The following is a 14,627-nucleotide window of genomic DNA, read 5'->3' on the forward strand; positions in this document are numbered from 1 at the left end:
GCTCAAATCACCTGGGTTGTAGCGCCTAGACTCAAGTTTTCTCGGCGACGACGACGAGGCCGCGCACCGGCTCGTTGTTCTCGTTGCGCGGCGAGGCCGGCTCCAGTGTCAACAGCTTGAGTCCCGCCTTCGCTATCGCGCCCCGCGCATATTCCGCCGAGTGGGCATAGCGCAGGCCGCCGCCGAGCACGACGCCGCTGCCGTCATGCGTCTCCAGTGTGAACGCGAGCACGCCGCCGGATACGAGCACGCGCCTGGCTTCCACGAGCACCGGGGTGAGATCGGAGAGATAGACGAACGCATCCGCGGCGACGACGAGGTTCGCGCATCCATCAGCCTTGCCGCGCAGGCCTTCGATCATGTCGGCGACTTCGAGCTCGGCATAGAGATCGGTGGCGCGCGCCTCCTTGATCATGCCGGGCGACAGATCAATGCCGATGAAATGATCGACCTGTTTCGCAAAAGCGGCGGCCGCAAGCCCGGTGCCGCAGCCGAGATCGATGGTGCGCTTGAAGAAGGCCGGCTTCTTCGCAGCGACGCGCGCGGCCAGCACCGCCTTGAAGATCAGGCTCGGGGCGCGGTAGCCGAGATCGTGGATCAGCGCATGCTCGAAGCGCGGCGCGTATTGATCGAACAGGGCCTGCACATAGGCCTTCGGCATTTCGGAGAGCTGCGCGTCGCCGAGCCGCATCAGATGCAGGCCGGCGCCGTGCTGGTCCTCGGGGTCGGAGTCGCGCGCCTTGCGAAATGCCGCAACCGCCTTGTCGCGCTCGCCGAGCTGCTGACGGATCTCGCCGAGCGTGAACCAGGCCGAGGTGAAATTCGGTGAAAGCTCGATCGCCTGCTCCAGCAGATCGGCCGCGGCGGGCAGATCGCCCTTGAGCTGGAGGTCGCGTGCAAACTCGAAGCGGCGGTCGGCCATGAGATCGCCGGAGGTAAGAAACAGGCGCAGGGGCATTGGGAACCAGAGAGCGAAGCGGGTGATGACTCGAAGATGCGGTGGCACAACCTATATAACAGGCATGCGTCCGCAAGACATCCTGTTGCCAGCTGCTGCCGGCCTGTGTTGCAAGCCCGGTGGCTTCCATATCGACCCTGTCCGCCCGGTCGAGCGGGCCGTGATCACCCACGGCCATTCCGACCATGCCCGCGCCGGCCATGGCGCGGTGCTGGCGACGCAGGAAACGCTGGACATGATGCGGCTGCGCTACGGCGAGAACTTTGCCGGATCGACGCAAGTCATCCGCTATGGCGAGGAGATCCGGCTCGGCGATGTCAAAGTGAAGTTTCACCCGGCCGGCCATGTGCTGGGCTCGGCGCAGATCGCGGTGACGTGCAAGGACACCTGCATCGTCGCCTCCGGCGACTACAAGGATGCGCCCGATCCGACCTGCACGCCGTTCGAGCTGGTGCCCTGCGACGTCTTCATCACCGAGGCGACGTTCGGGCTGCCAGTGTTCCGGCACGGCGATGCCTCCGACGAGGTGAAGAAGCTGCTGGCCTCCGTCGCGCTGTTTCCCGAGCGCGCGCATCTGGTCGGCGCCTATTCGCTCGGCAAGGCGCAGCGCGTGATCGCGCTGCTGCGGCAGGCCGGCTACGACGCGCCGATCTATCTGCATGGCGCGATGGAGACAATCACGCATTACTACCAGAGCCGCGGCATCGCGCTTGGCGAGCTCAGACCCGTCAAGGGCATGAAGAAGGCGGCGCTCGCCGGCACCATCACGCTGGCGCCGCCGTCGGCGACGTCCGATCTCTGGACGCGGCGGTTTCCCGATCCCGTCACCGCCTTCGCGTCGGGCTGGATGCGCGTGCGTGCCCGCGCGCGCCAACGCGGCATCGAATTGCCGCTGGTGATCTCCGATCATGCCGATTGGGATGGCCTCACCGCAACGATCGCCGCGACCGGCGCCGGCGAAATCTGGGTCACCCACGGCCAGGAAGATGCGCTGGTGCATTGGTGCCAAAGCAAGGGCCTGAAGGCGCAGCCGCTCGATCTGGTCGGCTATGGCGACGAGGAGGAGAGCGAGACGCCGCTTCAGGACGAGGCCGAGGCATGAATCGCTTCGCCGAACTGCTGGACTGCCTCGCCTACGAGCCCGGCCGCAACAACAAGCTGCGGTTAATCACCGGCTATTTCCGCGAGGTCGGCGATCCCGACCGCGGCTATGCGCTGGCTGCGCTGACAGGTGCGCTCAGCTTCAAGCACGCCAAGCCCGCGCTGATCCGCGATTTGATCGCGTCGCGCACCGACTCCGTGCTGTTCGGGTTGAGCTACGATTACGTCGGCGATCTCTCGGAGACGGTGGCGCTGATGTGGCCTAGGGCGGCGATGGCCACCCACAACAACCCGCCGCCTCCCACCCTCGCCGAAGTCGTCACCACGCTGCGCACCCTCGGCAAGACCGAGTTGCCGAAACAGCTCGAGCGCTGGCTCGACGAGCTGGATGAGACCGGCCGCTGGGCCCTGCTGAAGCTCGTTACCGGTGCGCTGCGCATCGGCATCTCGGCACGGCTGGCGAAGACCGCGGCCGCCGCGCTCGGCGACAAGGACCCGCATGAGGTCGAGCTGATCTGGCCGGGGCTTAGCGCCCCCTATCTCGACCTGTTCGCCTGGCTGGAAGGCCGCGGCGAAAAGCCGGTCAATCGCGATCCCGCGCCGTTCCGCCCGGTGATGTTGGCGCATGCGATCGAGGACACGGATTTCGCCGCGCTCGATCCCGCTGACTACATCGCCGAATGGAAATGGGACGGCATCCGCGTGCAGGCGGTGGCCGGACGCGACGAACGCGGCCATATCACCGCGCGGCTCTATTCGCGCACCGGCGAGGACATCACCAGAAGCTTTCCGGATCTCGTACCGTCGCTGCGGCTCCCAGGCGCCATCGACGGCGAGCTGTTGATCCTCCGCGAAGGCCGCGTGCAGAGCTTCAACGTGTTGCAGCAGCGGCTGAACCGCAAGGTCGTTTCGCCGAAGCTGATCAAGGAGTTTCCGATCCATTTGCGCGCTTATGATCTGCTCGGCGACGACGAAAACGATCTGCGCGAGCTGCCGTTCGCCGAGCGGCGCGAGCGGCTGGAGACGTTCGTCAAAAAGCTCGACGATCACCGCATCGATCTGTCGCCCACCGTCCCCTTCGCGAGTTGGGCGGCTCTCACCGCCGCCCGCGCCGCCCCCGCAAGCGCCGGCGCAGGCGAGGATGCGGACGCTGTCGAAGGCGTGATGCTGAAGCGGCGCGATGCGCCCTATCTGCCGGGACGGCCGAAGGGCCAGTGGTGGAAGTGGAAGCGCGACCCGCACATCATCGATGCCGTGCTGATGTATGCGCAGCGCGGCCACGGCAAGCGCTCGTCCTATTACTCCGACTACACCTTTGGCGTCTGGACCGAAGGCGATGCCGGCGACGAGCTGGTGCCGGTCGGCAAAGCCTATTTCGGCTTCACCGACGAGGAGCTCCTGCAGATCGACCGTTTCGTCCGCCGCAACACCACGGAAAAATTCGGCCCCGTGCGCCATGTCGTGCACGAGGGCGACAAGGGACTGGTGCTGGAGGTCGCCTTCGAGGGCCTGCAGCGCTCGCCGCGGCACAAATCCGGCGTCGCGATGCGCTTTCCCCGCATCAGCCGCCTGCGCTGGGACAAGCCGCCGCGCGAGGCCGACCGGCTGGAAACACTGGAAAAGATGCTGAAAGCGGACGTAGCTGAGGTTGAGGCTTGAGGCGCGGCAGGTGCGCTCCCTCGCCCGCTTGCGGGAGAGGGTTGGGGAGAGGGTGTCTCCGCATCGGGGCTCCCCAAGAGGCGAGAGCCCTCACCCGCGCCTTCGGCGCGACCTCTCCCGCCAGCGGGAGAGGTCGCAGCGAGCCCGCGGCGTGTGCTGTCCGAATTAAAATGCGGTAAGCTGATTGACGGTCGGGTCAGGGTTCCCCATGTGCCCCGCCGTGCCCTATAATCGGGGCGAATCCCCGCGAGGAGTTTGAGATGGCCCATGACGTCAGAGATTTGCCGGCCGGCCGCAGCGATGGGCTGAACCGCTTTCTCGGCGGCTCGCCGCTGGCGGTCGCGTTTCGCCTGGTGCTGCTCTCGATCCTTGTCGGCGTCGTGCTGGCGGCGATCGGCTTCGATCCCTGGAATATCATTTATAGCATTCGCCTCTTGTTCCAGCGGCTGTGGGATCTCGGCTTCGATGCCGTCAACTGGCTGTGGCGCTACTTCCTGCTCGGCGCGGTCATCGTGATCCCGATCTGGCTGCTCTCGCGCGTGTTCGGCACGCCGCGCAGGTAAGATGGGAGCCAGCGGCCGATGCAACTGCGCTTTGTCGGCTGCGGCGACGCCTTCGGTTCGGGCGGCAGGCTCAACACCTGCTTCCACGTCTCGGGGCGCGAAGCCAACTTCCTGATCGATTGCGGCGCGTCGGCTCTGCCGGCGCTGAAGCGGCTCGAGATCGACCGCAATGAGATCGACCTGATCCTGATCACGCATTTCCACGGCGACCATTTTTCCGGCCTGCCGTTCGTCCTGCTCGATGCGCAATTCGCGCGGCGGACGCGGCCGCTGACGATCGCGGGCCCGCAGGGCATCGAGACGCGGCTGCGTGAGCTGATGGAGGCGCTGTTCGAGCATTCCTCGAAGACGAAACAACGCTTCGAGCTTGATGTCGTCGAGCTCGCGCCGGAGCAAGGCCGGTCCTTCGGCGCGGTGAATGTGACGCCCTACCCGGTCGTGCACGGCGAATCCGGCGGGCCGTTCCTCGCCTACCGCGTCGAGGCCGAGGGCCGCGTGCTCGCCTACAGCGCCGACACCGAATGGACGGAGACGCTCATTCCGCTGGCGCATGGCGCGGACCTTTTCATTGCGGAAGCCTATATGTACGAGAAGGTGATCAAGGACCATCTCAGCCTGAAGACCTTGGAACAGCATCTGCCAGCGATCGGCGCAAAACGCCTCGTCCTCACCCATATGAGCGACGACGTGCTGTCGCGCCTCGACGACATCGCACATCTCGCCGCCGAAGACGGCATGGTGCTCGTGTTCTGATATGCACGCGCCCGTTCATCACAAGGTCGGCTCCCGCCAGGTCTTCGCCATCGCCGGTCCTGCGATGGTCGCGAACCTCACCACGCCGCTGATCGGCGTGGTCTCGACCACCGCGATCGGACGGCTCGACGATGCCGCCCTGCTCGGCGGCGTCGCGATCGCGTCCGTCATCTTCGACTGCCTGTTCTGGCTGTTCGGCTTCCTGCGCATGAGCACGCTCGCCTTCACCGCGCAGGCGCTCGGCGCCGGCGAGACGCGCGAGCAGACCGTGATCCTGGTGCGCGGCTTCATCGTCGCGGGCCTGATCGGCGCCGCGCTGATCGCGCTGCAGCTGCCGCTCTCCGCCGTGTTGTTCGATTTGATGGGCGGCAGCGAGGGCGTGACACGCGCCGCCAAAACCTATTTCACGATCCGGATCTGGTCGTCGCCGCTCGCGCTCGCCAATTACGTCATCCTCGGCTGGCTGATCGGCAAGGCTCGCGCCAATCCCGCGCTGCTGCTCCAGATCATCATCAACCTCGTCAACATGGCGGCGACGATCCTGCTGGTGCTGGTCTACGACACCGGCATCGCGGGCGCGGCGATCGCAGCGCTGCTGTCGGAGGCAGTCGGGTTCGGGCTCGGCGTACTCGTCTGCCGCCGATATGCCGAGGGTGGCTTCGCCGTGCCGCACGCGGCCCTGTTCGACCGGGCCAAGCTGATGCGGATGCTGTCGGTGAACTCCGACATCCTGATCCGCACCGCGGCGCTGATCGCCACGTTCCTGTTCTTCACCGCCAAGGGCGCGCGCGCCGGCGACGTGACGCTGGCGGCGAATTCCGTGCTGAACAATTTCCTGCTGGTCAGCGCGTTCTTCCTCGATGGCCTTGCCAACGCGGCCCAGCAGCTCTGCGGCCGTGCCATTGGTGCGCGCGATGCCAGAGGGTTTGCTGATTCCACGAGGCTGGTATTGCTCTGGGGCCTCGGGTTCGCGCTGATGGTCGCCGTGCTGTTCGCGCTGTTCGGGCCGAACCTGATCGATGTCATGACGGCCAGCGACGCCGTCCGCCGTGCCGCGCGCGAATTCCTGCCGTTCGTCGTGCTTGCGCCCATTCCCGGCGTGTTCGCCTTCGGCTTCGACGGCATCTATATCGGCGCGACCTGGGCGCGGGAGATGCGCAATCTGATGCTGTTATCGCTCGCGATCTTCCTCGCCGCCTGGTGGGCGCTGCAATCGTTCGGCAATGCCGGACTGTGGGGCGCGCTGCTCGTCTCCTACGTCTCGCGCGGCGGCCTGCAGGCTGCGCGCTATACGGCGCAGTATCGGGCGACGTTTCCCAAGCTGTAGCTCTCGTGTCCCGGACGCGCTGCTGCGCTGCGTCCGGGGCACGAGATCACCCTACATCCCCGGCCAGTCTTCCGCCGTCAGCGTCGCCGCATCCGCGCCGACGATCTCGGACAGCGAATCGCGCCCCGTGCGGAGCAGCGTCGAGGTGAGGTCGCGCTTGATCTCGTCGACGAGGCCGAGGCCCTTGTAGACCAGCGACGAATAGAGCTGGATCAGGCTCGCACCGGCACGAATTTTCGTCAGCGCGGCGCCGCCGGAGTCCACCCCGCCGACACCGATCAGCGGGAATGCGCCCTCGACGCGCACATAGGTCTCCGCGACCATGCGCGTCGACAGGCGGAACAGCGGACGGCCGGACAGGCCGCCCTGCTCCTTGGCGCGCGTCTCCTCGCGCAGCGTGCTCGGCCGCGCGATGGTCGTGTTCGACACGATCATGCCGTCGACCCGGCGCGAACGTGCGACCTGCACGACGTCGTCGAGCTGGGCGAGGCTCAAGTCCGGCGCGATCTTGAGCAGCACCGGCGTGTCGCCGGCCTTCTGCCTGACATGCTCGCGCGCGTCGATCACGCGTGCGAGGAGATCGTCGAGCAGCGCACCTTCCTGCAGATTGCGCAGGCCCGGCGTATTCGGCGACGAGACGTTGACGGTGAAATAGCTCGCCACCGGCGCAAAAGTCTCGATCAGCTTGACGTAATCGCCGACGCGATCCGGTGAATCCTTGTTGGCGCCGACATTGACGCCGACGATGCCGCCGTGCTGGGCGCGCGCGGCGAGCCGGCGCAGCGCGACGTCGGCGCCGTCGTTGTTGAAGCCCATGCGGTTGATGACGGCCTCGTCGCGCTCGAGCCGAAACAGCCGCGGCCGCGGATTGCCGCTCTGCGGCTTCGGCGTCACCGAGCCGATCTCGACGAAACCGAAGCCGAGCCGCAGCAGCGCATCCGGCACCTCGGCGCTCTTGTCGAAGCCCGCGGCCATGCCGATCGGATTGGGAAAGTTGAGCCCGAAGGCGCGCACCGCGAGCTTGGGATCGTCAGGGCGCGGCTTGACCGGCGGCAGGAAGCGCAGGCCCTGGATGGCCAGGCGATGCGCGTCCTCCGGATCGAGCCAGCGCAGCACCGGCAGCGAGAAGGCGTCGAAAGCCCGGATCACGGCAGGAGCTCCGGAACGTCGTGGCCGCCATCGGAGCGCATGTTGAGATTCGTCACCGCGATCACCGCGCCGAGATCGAGCTCGCCGTAGAGGTGTGGAAACAGCTCGTCATTGCGCGAGCGCTCCCAGCGCAATTCGCTGCCGAGCGCATCGCCGTCGACCTCGACCAGGAACAGCGCGCGCTGCCCGGAATAATGCTTGCGCAAGGTCTCGGGAACCTGGGACGCGGTCGAGAAATGGATGAAACCGTCGCGCGAATCGTCCGCGCTGCCCCGGTAAACACCCTGCCGTTCCGCCTCGCGCCAGGCCGAGGCCGGACAGATTTTGTAGATCTTGACCACCGCTACCGCAGCCCTGTTTGCTCGTTGAGTCTTTTGGGTTTTTTTGTCTCGTGCGGGTCCTCAAAACCCGGGCGCGACCGTAAAGGCCACCCCCTCCGAACTCAAGGCTTAGAGCCATTTCCGGTCTGATGAAATCGGAACGGGGCTCCAAATTCTTGTTTTGACGGGTTTTCTTCACGCCAGCCGGGATCTCCTTGCTTGGAAGCGCGTCTTGAAAGCGCGTCCTGCCCTGCCCCTTGCGCGGAAACCGGAAAACCGGTTGATTTGAGGATAGTTTTCCTGAGTTGCGACGGGCTGGACCTTCCATGGTCAGACAGGCCAAAGCGCAGAGGATGCTGACTCACGGCCAGATCTGGGCCGCGCTGGATCGGCTGGCGGCGCACGCCGGCCTGTCGCCGTCGGGCCTTGCCAAGCGCGCCGGGCTCGATCCCACCACCTTCAACAAGTCCAAGCGCATCACCGCCGACGGCCGCGAGCGCTGGCCCTCGACCGAATCGATCGCGAAAGCGCTGGCGGCGGCCGGCTCCTCGATGGACAGTTTTGCCAGACTGGTCGACGACGATTCCGGCGACAGCCACTCCGTGCCGCTGCTCGGGCTCGCACAGGCCGGCACCAGCGGCGCTTTCGACGAATCCGGCTTTCCGTCCGGCAAGGGCTGGACCGAATTCATGCTTCCAGCCGCCGAGGACAGCCACAGTTTCGCGCTGGAGATCTCCAGCGATGCGCTTGCGCCGGTCTATCGCGAGGGCGACGTCATCCTGGTCTCGCCCGGCGCGCCGATCCGCAAAGGCGATCGCGTGGTGGTGAAGAGCAAGGCGGGTGAAGTGACGATTGCGACGTTGAAGCGCCGCACCGCGAAAGCGCTGGAGTTGCAGTCGCTCGATGCGTCGGCGGCCGAGCGCACGACGGCGTCGAGCGAGGTCGGCTGGATCGCGCGGATCGTGTGGGCGAGCCAGTAACCTCAGTCTTCGTCAGCGCGTATCGGGCACGAGCCACCGAAACAGCAACACGGCCGTCAGGGCGCCCAGCATCTCCGCGGCGAGGAAGCCCGGCACGTCCACCGGACGAATTCCGGAGAACGTATCGGTCAGCGCACGCGCGAGCGCGACGGCCGGGTTGGCGAAATCGGTCGCCGTGAACCAGAAGCCGCCGCCAATATAGGCCGCCACCACGCCCGCAAGCGCGGTCGGCCGCAGACGCGAGCAGGTCCACACCATTCCGATCAGGCCGAACGTGACCAGGAACTCGCTCAACCATTGCGATGGGCCGCTGCGGGAATGGGATGACAGCGTGTAGAGCGGCATGTCGAACATCGCATCGGCGATGACAACGCCGGCAATGGCACCGGCCAGCTGGGTCGGCACGTAGAATCCGGCGGCGCGCGGTGCGATATCACCGCGCAGCGCCAGCACCAGCGTCACAAGCGGATTGAAATGAGCGCCCGACAAAGGCGCTAGCCACACGATCAGGGCATAGAGCGCGGCGCCGGTCGCCAGCGCATTGGCGAGCAGCGCCAGGGCGGCATTGCCTGCTGCCAGCCGTTCACCGAGAATGCCGGAGCCGACGATCGCAATGAGCAAAAACGCGGTGCCAAGCGCCTCCGCCACCAGCGATCGCGCGAGCGACGGCTGGCCGTCGCGACCGCCGATATCACGCACCGCGCTCAGCGCATCCACGATCGGCCTCACAGCACTTCGAATATCTTGTAGGCCACGGCGCCTTCGACGAGATAGCCCTTGCCGACGCAGACGATGTCGTTGAGCCAGGAATAGGTTTGCGAGCCTGTTTCGAACAGCGGGTTGGTTCGGAAATAATATCCGGCAGGATCGATCAGAGTGCGCCGCGCAGGATCGGCCATGTCGGCGCGCAAATTCTGCGGCGTCACCCAGCGGCCGCCATAGGTCATGTAGATCAGCTCGCCGTCATGCGTGCGCAGCGACAGCCGCACATCCAGCGTCATCGCGCCGTCGGCGCGAAACAAGGCCCAGTCGCCACCGCCCCTGAGCACGTCGCCGCGCAGGCGCGGCCCTTCGAACGAGCCCTTGGCCGCGCCGAACAAGACGCGCTGCCCGACCGGACCCGCTCCGAAATTAAGCCGCGGATCGAGATCGACGACGATGTCGAACAGGTGGCTGGCCACGAGGTCGCCGACGGATTTGACGCGGGGATCGCTCATGATCTGGTGCTCCTTGATGTCGTGGTCAGAGTTGCGCCGGCGAATGACGCTGCCTGCAAGGCACCGCCGAACAGCTTTCGCCTCGCCGCATCGGTCGAGATGCCGGACTGGGCGCAGAGTTCCGAGAGGTCGAAGACGAAGCGCTCATGCGCGATCTTGTCGTCGCGAAAGGCGAAAGTGATGAACACCGGCAGCTCGGCGCGACGGCCGTTCGGCACGCCGCCGAAGCGATCGCCCGTCATCGTCATCCGGGCGGTGCCCCAGCAGACCAGCGTGTCGCTGGAATTGGCGTGGCCTTCCAGGGTGACGTTGTAATCGGGAAAGGACGTGAAGAAGCGCGTCAGGATGCGCTCGTTTTCAGCGAGCCCCTGGGCTCTGGTGCCGAACGCCGGCGTTTCCAGCACCATGTCCGGATGCAGGACCTTCAGCGCCGCAGCGACGTCCTGTCGGCTTTTCGCGATCGCCAGCTCCTCCGCCAGCTCGAACATGCGCTCGCCGTTCATGGTCACGCCTCCTTTACATTCTTTATGTTTAATACATACATTATGTATGTCATATGCGGTTTGATACCGGCGCGTCAAGCATTAGGTTGCGCGCGATGCGGGCGAAGGAACCTCCGAAAAGTCGTCGGGAAGAGTACAGCGAGGCCACACGGCAGGCGCTGCTCGATGCCGGCCGCCAGGCGTTTGCGGCGAACGGATTTCAGGCCGCCGGCATGGAGGCGATCTCGCGGGCGGCGCGGGTCACGCGCGGCGCGTTCTACCACCACTTCGAGGACAAGAAGGCGCTGTTCGACGCCGTGGTGGTCGCCATGCAGCGCGACGCGGCGGCCAGGATCGAGGCTGCGGCCCGGAATGAGCGCAAGGTTTGGGATCGTCTCAGCGCCGGCATCGAAGCCTATCTCGATGCCTGCGAAGAGCCGGACTATGCACGCATCGTGATCCAGGAAGCGCAGGCCGTGCTCGGCGAACCGCGTTATCGCGAAATCGAGGAGACCTATCCGACCGCGCTCCTGATCGCGACACTGCGTGCACTGAAGCGCGACGGCGAGCTCGACGCGGACGACGTCGATCTGCTCAGCCGGATGATCGACGCCATGATCTGCAAGATCGGGCTGTTGTTGCCATACACAGACGATCCCGGGAAGCTGCGCAGGAACGGACAGAAGATCGTCGCGGCCGTGCTGGAGACCTTTCGCCGGAAGGTGTGAAGCTGCCTGGCGCGCGTCGCCCTCGATCGCCGTTGCGACTCACCGCCCCTCTCGCATAGGTTGCGGCCGATATTGCCGATCAAATTCGTCTTGGGGGAATACGATGAATCGCCGTCACGCATTGAAGGCCCTGGCGGGTCTCGCGCTGTGTCCGCTCTGCAAGCCGGCTTTCGCCGCCGAAGGCGCGCATTGGAGCTATGAGGGCGCCGGCGGTCCGGCCAAATGGGGCGACCTCGATGCGGCCAACAAGGCCTGCGCGGTCGGCCTGCAACAATCCCCGATCGACGTCGAGGCGACGATCAAGTCGCAATTGCCCGCGCTGAAGCTGAACTGGGGCAAGAGCGCCGACACCATCGTCAACAACGGGCATACGATCCAGCTCAACTTCACCGAGGGCAGCACGCTCACGCTCGGCGACGTGAAGTACAAGCTGCTTCAGGTCCACTTCCACCGGCCGAGCGAGCACATGATCGGCGGCAAGAATTTTCCGATGGAAGCCCATTTCGTCCATCGCAACGATGCCGGCGGGCTCGCCGTGGTCGGCGTGCTGATGGCGGAAGGCAGGCCTAACGCGGCCTTCGGCAAGATCGTCAAGACCATGCCGGCCGCGGAGGGCCCTGCAGTGAAGGCCGACGCGACCATCGATCCTCACGCCCTGCTGCCGCACAAGCTCAGCTACTTCCGCTATCCCGGCTCGCTGACCACGCCGCCCTGCTCGGAGGTGGTGGAATGGCTACTGCTGACCGACCCGATCCAGGTGTCAGCGACCGATGTTGCCGCGTTCGCAAAGCTCTATCCGATGAACGCGCGCCCGGTGCAGAAGGACAACCGGCGCTTCGTGCTGCGCTCGATTTGAGGGGGGTAGTACTCACCGTGGCCGTTGCGGCGAAAGCCAGGACGACCGTGGGAGATGATAGCGCCCCTACGAGAATTATGTAGCCCGAAGCGAAAGGCCGCGCAAAGTACTTGCTGGCTCTTTAAGTCCTCTCTTTTGCCAAGCGCTTCGCTAAATCTGCCAAGCTCTTTTCGAGATCATGTTTCCAATCGGGAAAGGCAGAATACAACTCACTTTTGTCCGGATTTCTCCCCGCCAGCTTGTCGATATGGAACTTGGCTAAAAGTACGTCGCTTCGAATTTTCTTGTATTCATCCACTTGCAGTTTACCCGGGTCGTTTTTGACGCCAAGCTCTTGATCAAAGTCGACATATATAGAATTCAACCTGAGCTTCTCCGAAGCATCAATAGAATCTTTCAACTGTTGCTTCAGACGTAATTCACCTGAATTATCCGACATTGAGTAAAGCGACTTCGTGATTACTTCAGCAAGATCCTTGGGATCATCGCTAAGCACAGTGGGCAGATGCTCAATCACCACAGAGGTCGCTTCGCGAACTTCGGGATCGTTTTCTCTTTCTCGCAAGAGCTCAAGCGCACCTACCGCGAAATCCAAAGCCTGCAACTTTCCGCTAAGGAAATGGAAGATGCCCGCCTTCTCGTGCTTGAAGTCGTGGCGGAAGATTTTCGAACGCGACTCTCGCTCTAAAAACTCCCAACAATGCACTAGCATCCATTTCACCGATTCCTCGCGAGCCGCCATCATGAGATGGATTGCTGGGCCATAGAATGATTTTGCCGCAAGCAACTCTGCGGAATCAAACAAGCGACGAATGTTCGTCTCAATTGTCGCTTCCGCATCCTTCTGCGACAATCTTTCGTCAATCATTGCAATTGCGTTCTGCACGCCATACACCGCGACGAAGGAGCCGAAGCGCGGGCCCTTCTCCTGGCCGAGCAGCACCTGATAGAGCATGTTGAACCAGTCGAGCGTGACGCCGGGACGGCCGTCCTTGCCCTTCTTGACCTGGTCGAGGAACGGCTCGCGGCGGCCGATCTCGTAGACGACATTCTGGATGTCCTCGGCGGAAGCGTCCTGCGGAAGCTGCGACAGCGCATCGCGCAGGTCCTGCAGCGCCGTGCGATCGGTCTCGGTCGGTTCGCGGAACGTCTTCGTCGGCGCCACGAAGTCGCGATAATAGTTGATCGCGTAGCCCACCATCGCATCGAGCTTCGGATGGGTCTGCGGTGACACGCCGGGCCGATAGCGGCCAATGAAACCCCACAGCGTCTCGGCATTCTCCGCGTTCGACGACGACACCAGCGTCAGCAGAAGCTGGAACGTGACAGGCATGTCGCCCTTCGGCGGGTTGCCATTATGGACATGCCAGACCGGATTGCCGAGCTGCTGCTTGGCGTCCTGCTTCGCAAAGCCGTCGATGAACTGCTGATAGTCGTCGACGTTGCGCGGGATGACGTCGAAGTACAGCCGCTTCGCGGCCTTCGGCTCGCGATACATGAACAGCGACAGCGATTCCGGCGAGGCGTAGCGCAGCCATTCGTCGATGGTCAGGCCATTGCCCTTCGACTTCGAGATCTTCTGGCCCTTCTCGTCGAGGAAGAGCTCGTAATTGAAACCTTCCGGCGGCGTGGCGCCGAGCGCCCGCGCAATCGCACCTGACAGCTTCACGGAATCGATCAGGTCCTTGCCGGCCATCTCGTAGTCGACGCCGAGCGCGACCCAGCGCATCGCCCAGTCGGCCTTCCACTGGCATTTTACATTTCCGCCGGTGACAGGGGTTTCAACTTCCTGATTTGTGTCTGGATCGACATAGGTCACCGTGCCGGCCGCGACGTCGCGGCGGATCATCGGCACCTGCAGCACGACACCGGTGGTCTTGCTGATCGGCAGGAACGGCGAATAGGTGGCGCGGCGATCAGGACCGAGCGTCGGCAGGATGATCGCCATGACCTTGTCGTAGGCGGCGAGCATCTTGAGCAGCGTCGCGTCGAAGCGGCCGGACGTATAGTAATCGGTCGAGCTGGCGAACTCGTAGTCGAAGCCGAAATGATCCAGAAACGCGCGCAGCCGCGCGTTGTTGTGGTGCCCGAACGAGGGGTACTCGTTGGAGAACGGATCCGGCACCCGCGTCAGCGGCTTGCCGAGATGCGCGGCCAGCATCTCCTTGTTGGGGACGTTGTCGGGCACCTTGCGAAACCCGTCCATGTCGTCGGAGAACGCGAGCAGGCGCGTCTTGATCTTGTCCTCGGTCAGCACGCGAAAGGCATGGCGCACCATCGAGGTGCGGGCGACCTCGCCGAACGTGCCGATATGCGGCAGGCCGGACGGACCGTAGCCTGTCTCGAACAGCACCTCGTCCTTCGGGCTCTTCTTCAGCCGCGCGACAATGGCCTTTGCCTGCTCGAACGGCCAGGCATTGGATTGTTCGGCGAGCGCACGAAGATCGCTCGGGTTCATGCTGGGATCGATAACGGACATCAAGAAGGGCCTCCGGGCCGCGGAAAATAGCGATTTCCGGGCAGAATGCAAAAGT

Annotated in this window: 15 protein-coding genes and 1 pseudogene; 8 read left to right on the plus strand and 8 right to left on the minus strand. The window is 64.4% G+C overall.

The genetic code is table 11. The features are described from left to right. Positions 1-31 precede the first annotated feature (31 nt). Positions 32-958 carry a class I SAM-dependent DNA methyltransferase gene (locus tag I3J27_RS37265; RefSeq protein ID WP_270163785.1) on the minus strand — a complete coding sequence of 309 codons (927 nt, stop codon included), beginning with the start codon at positions 956-958 and terminating at the stop codon, positions 32-34. 64 nt (positions 959-1,022) lie between these two features. Here I3J27_RS37265 and I3J27_RS37270 point away from each other — a divergent pair, with 64 nt between their 5' ends. The 5 genes from I3J27_RS37270 (at position 1,023) to I3J27_RS37290 (ending at position 6,361) form a co-directional block, all read left to right on the plus strand. Beyond that, positions 1,023-2,060, plus strand: a complete 1,038-nt coding sequence (locus I3J27_RS37270) for a ligase-associated DNA damage response exonuclease (protein WP_270163786.1) — start codon at positions 1,023-1,025, stop codon at positions 2,058-2,060. After that, positions 2,057-3,718, plus strand: coding sequence for a cisplatin damage response ATP-dependent DNA ligase (locus I3J27_RS37275; protein ID WP_270163787.1), 1,662 nt, complete (start codon positions 2,057-2,059; stop codon positions 3,716-3,718). The genes I3J27_RS37270 and I3J27_RS37275 overlap by 4 nt, the downstream gene beginning before the upstream one ends. A 260-nt stretch (positions 3,719-3,978) precedes the next feature. Beyond that, positions 3,979-4,281 carry a DUF6460 domain-containing protein gene (locus I3J27_RS37280; protein ID WP_270163788.1) on the plus strand — a complete coding sequence of 101 codons (303 nt, stop codon included), beginning with the start codon at positions 3,979-3,981 and terminating at the stop codon, positions 4,279-4,281. 18 nt (positions 4,282-4,299) lie between these two features. Then, positions 4,300-5,034: an MBL fold metallo-hydrolase gene (locus tag I3J27_RS37285; RefSeq protein ID WP_270163789.1), complete on the plus strand. Its 735-nt coding sequence runs from the start codon at positions 4,300-4,302 to the stop codon at positions 5,032-5,034. 1 nt (position 5,035) lies between these two features. Continuing rightward, complete coding sequence (locus tag I3J27_RS37290; RefSeq protein ID WP_270163790.1) at positions 5,036-6,361, plus strand: MATE family efflux transporter; 1,326 nt, start codon at positions 5,036-5,038, stop codon at positions 6,359-6,361. 51 nt (positions 6,362-6,412) lie between these two features. On the opposite strand, the gene I3J27_RS37295 is transcribed toward I3J27_RS37290, so the two are convergent. Both I3J27_RS37295 and I3J27_RS37300 read right to left on the minus strand, forming a co-directional pair. Continuing rightward, positions 6,413-7,510, minus strand: coding sequence for a quinone-dependent dihydroorotate dehydrogenase (locus tag I3J27_RS37295; protein WP_270163791.1), 1,098 nt, complete (start codon positions 7,508-7,510; stop codon positions 6,413-6,415). Beyond that, positions 7,507-7,851, minus strand: coding sequence for a DUF952 domain-containing protein (locus tag I3J27_RS37300; protein WP_270163792.1), 345 nt, complete (start codon positions 7,849-7,851; stop codon positions 7,507-7,509). The genes I3J27_RS37295 and I3J27_RS37300 overlap by 4 nt, the downstream gene beginning before the upstream one ends. Positions 7,852-8,156: 305 nt before the next feature. Between I3J27_RS37300 and I3J27_RS37305 the strand changes: the two genes are divergently transcribed. Further along, on the plus strand, positions 8,157-8,810 hold the full coding sequence (locus tag I3J27_RS37305) for a S24 family peptidase (RefSeq protein ID WP_270163793.1): 654 nt from the start codon (positions 8,157-8,159) through the stop codon (positions 8,808-8,810). Between the two features lie 12 nt (positions 8,811-8,822). Here the strand turns inward: I3J27_RS37305 and I3J27_RS37310 are convergent, their stop codons facing one another. The 3 genes from I3J27_RS37310 to I3J27_RS37320 are packed head-to-tail and all read right to left on the minus strand — an operon-like array spanning position 8,823 to position 10,530. Continuing rightward, positions 8,823-9,527, minus strand: a complete 705-nt coding sequence (locus tag I3J27_RS37310) for an aquaporin (RefSeq protein WP_270163794.1) — start codon at positions 9,525-9,527, stop codon at positions 8,823-8,825. An 8-nt stretch (positions 9,528-9,535) separates the two neighbouring features. Continuing rightward, entirely contained in the window at positions 9,536-10,027 is a 492-nt protein-coding gene (locus tag I3J27_RS37315) for a DUF3237 domain-containing protein (protein WP_270163795.1), read from the minus strand. Then, positions 10,024-10,530: an ester cyclase gene (locus I3J27_RS37320; RefSeq protein ID WP_270163796.1), complete on the minus strand. Its 507-nt coding sequence runs from the start codon at positions 10,528-10,530 to the stop codon at positions 10,024-10,026. Before I3J27_RS37320 ends, I3J27_RS37315 begins: the two co-directional genes overlap by 4 nt. Positions 10,531-10,625: 95 nt before the next feature. On the opposite strand from I3J27_RS37320, the gene I3J27_RS37325 reads away from it, so the two are divergent. Beyond that, positions 10,626-11,237 (plus strand): TetR/AcrR family transcriptional regulator, encoded by a 612-nt coding sequence (locus I3J27_RS37325; RefSeq protein WP_270163797.1) that lies wholly within the window; start codon positions 10,626-10,628, stop codon positions 11,235-11,237. Between the two features lie 103 nt (positions 11,238-11,340). Further along, on the plus strand, positions 11,341-12,093 hold the full coding sequence (locus I3J27_RS37330; RefSeq protein ID WP_270163798.1) for a carbonic anhydrase: 753 nt from the start codon (positions 11,341-11,343) through the stop codon (positions 12,091-12,093). Positions 12,094-12,214: 121 nt separating this feature from the next. Here I3J27_RS37330 and I3J27_RS37335 read toward each other — a convergent pair whose 3' ends face one another. Together I3J27_RS37335 and I3J27_RS37340 are read right to left on the minus strand one after the other, a co-directional pair. Further along, positions 12,215-12,961: an AbiV family abortive infection protein gene (locus I3J27_RS37335; RefSeq protein ID WP_270172982.1), complete on the minus strand. Its 747-nt coding sequence runs from the start codon at positions 12,959-12,961 to the stop codon at positions 12,215-12,217. Continuing rightward, positions 12,938-14,572, minus strand: a pseudogene (locus I3J27_RS37340) (lysine--tRNA ligase); the annotation flags it as partial. The gene I3J27_RS37335 and the pseudogene I3J27_RS37340, both read right to left, overlap by 24 nt. Between the last annotated feature and the right edge of the window lie 55 nt (positions 14,573-14,627).

It is taken from the genome of Bradyrhizobium xenonodulans (assembly GCF_027594865.1).
GTDB lineage: Bacteria > Pseudomonadota > Alphaproteobacteria > Rhizobiales > Xanthobacteraceae > Bradyrhizobium > Bradyrhizobium xenonodulans.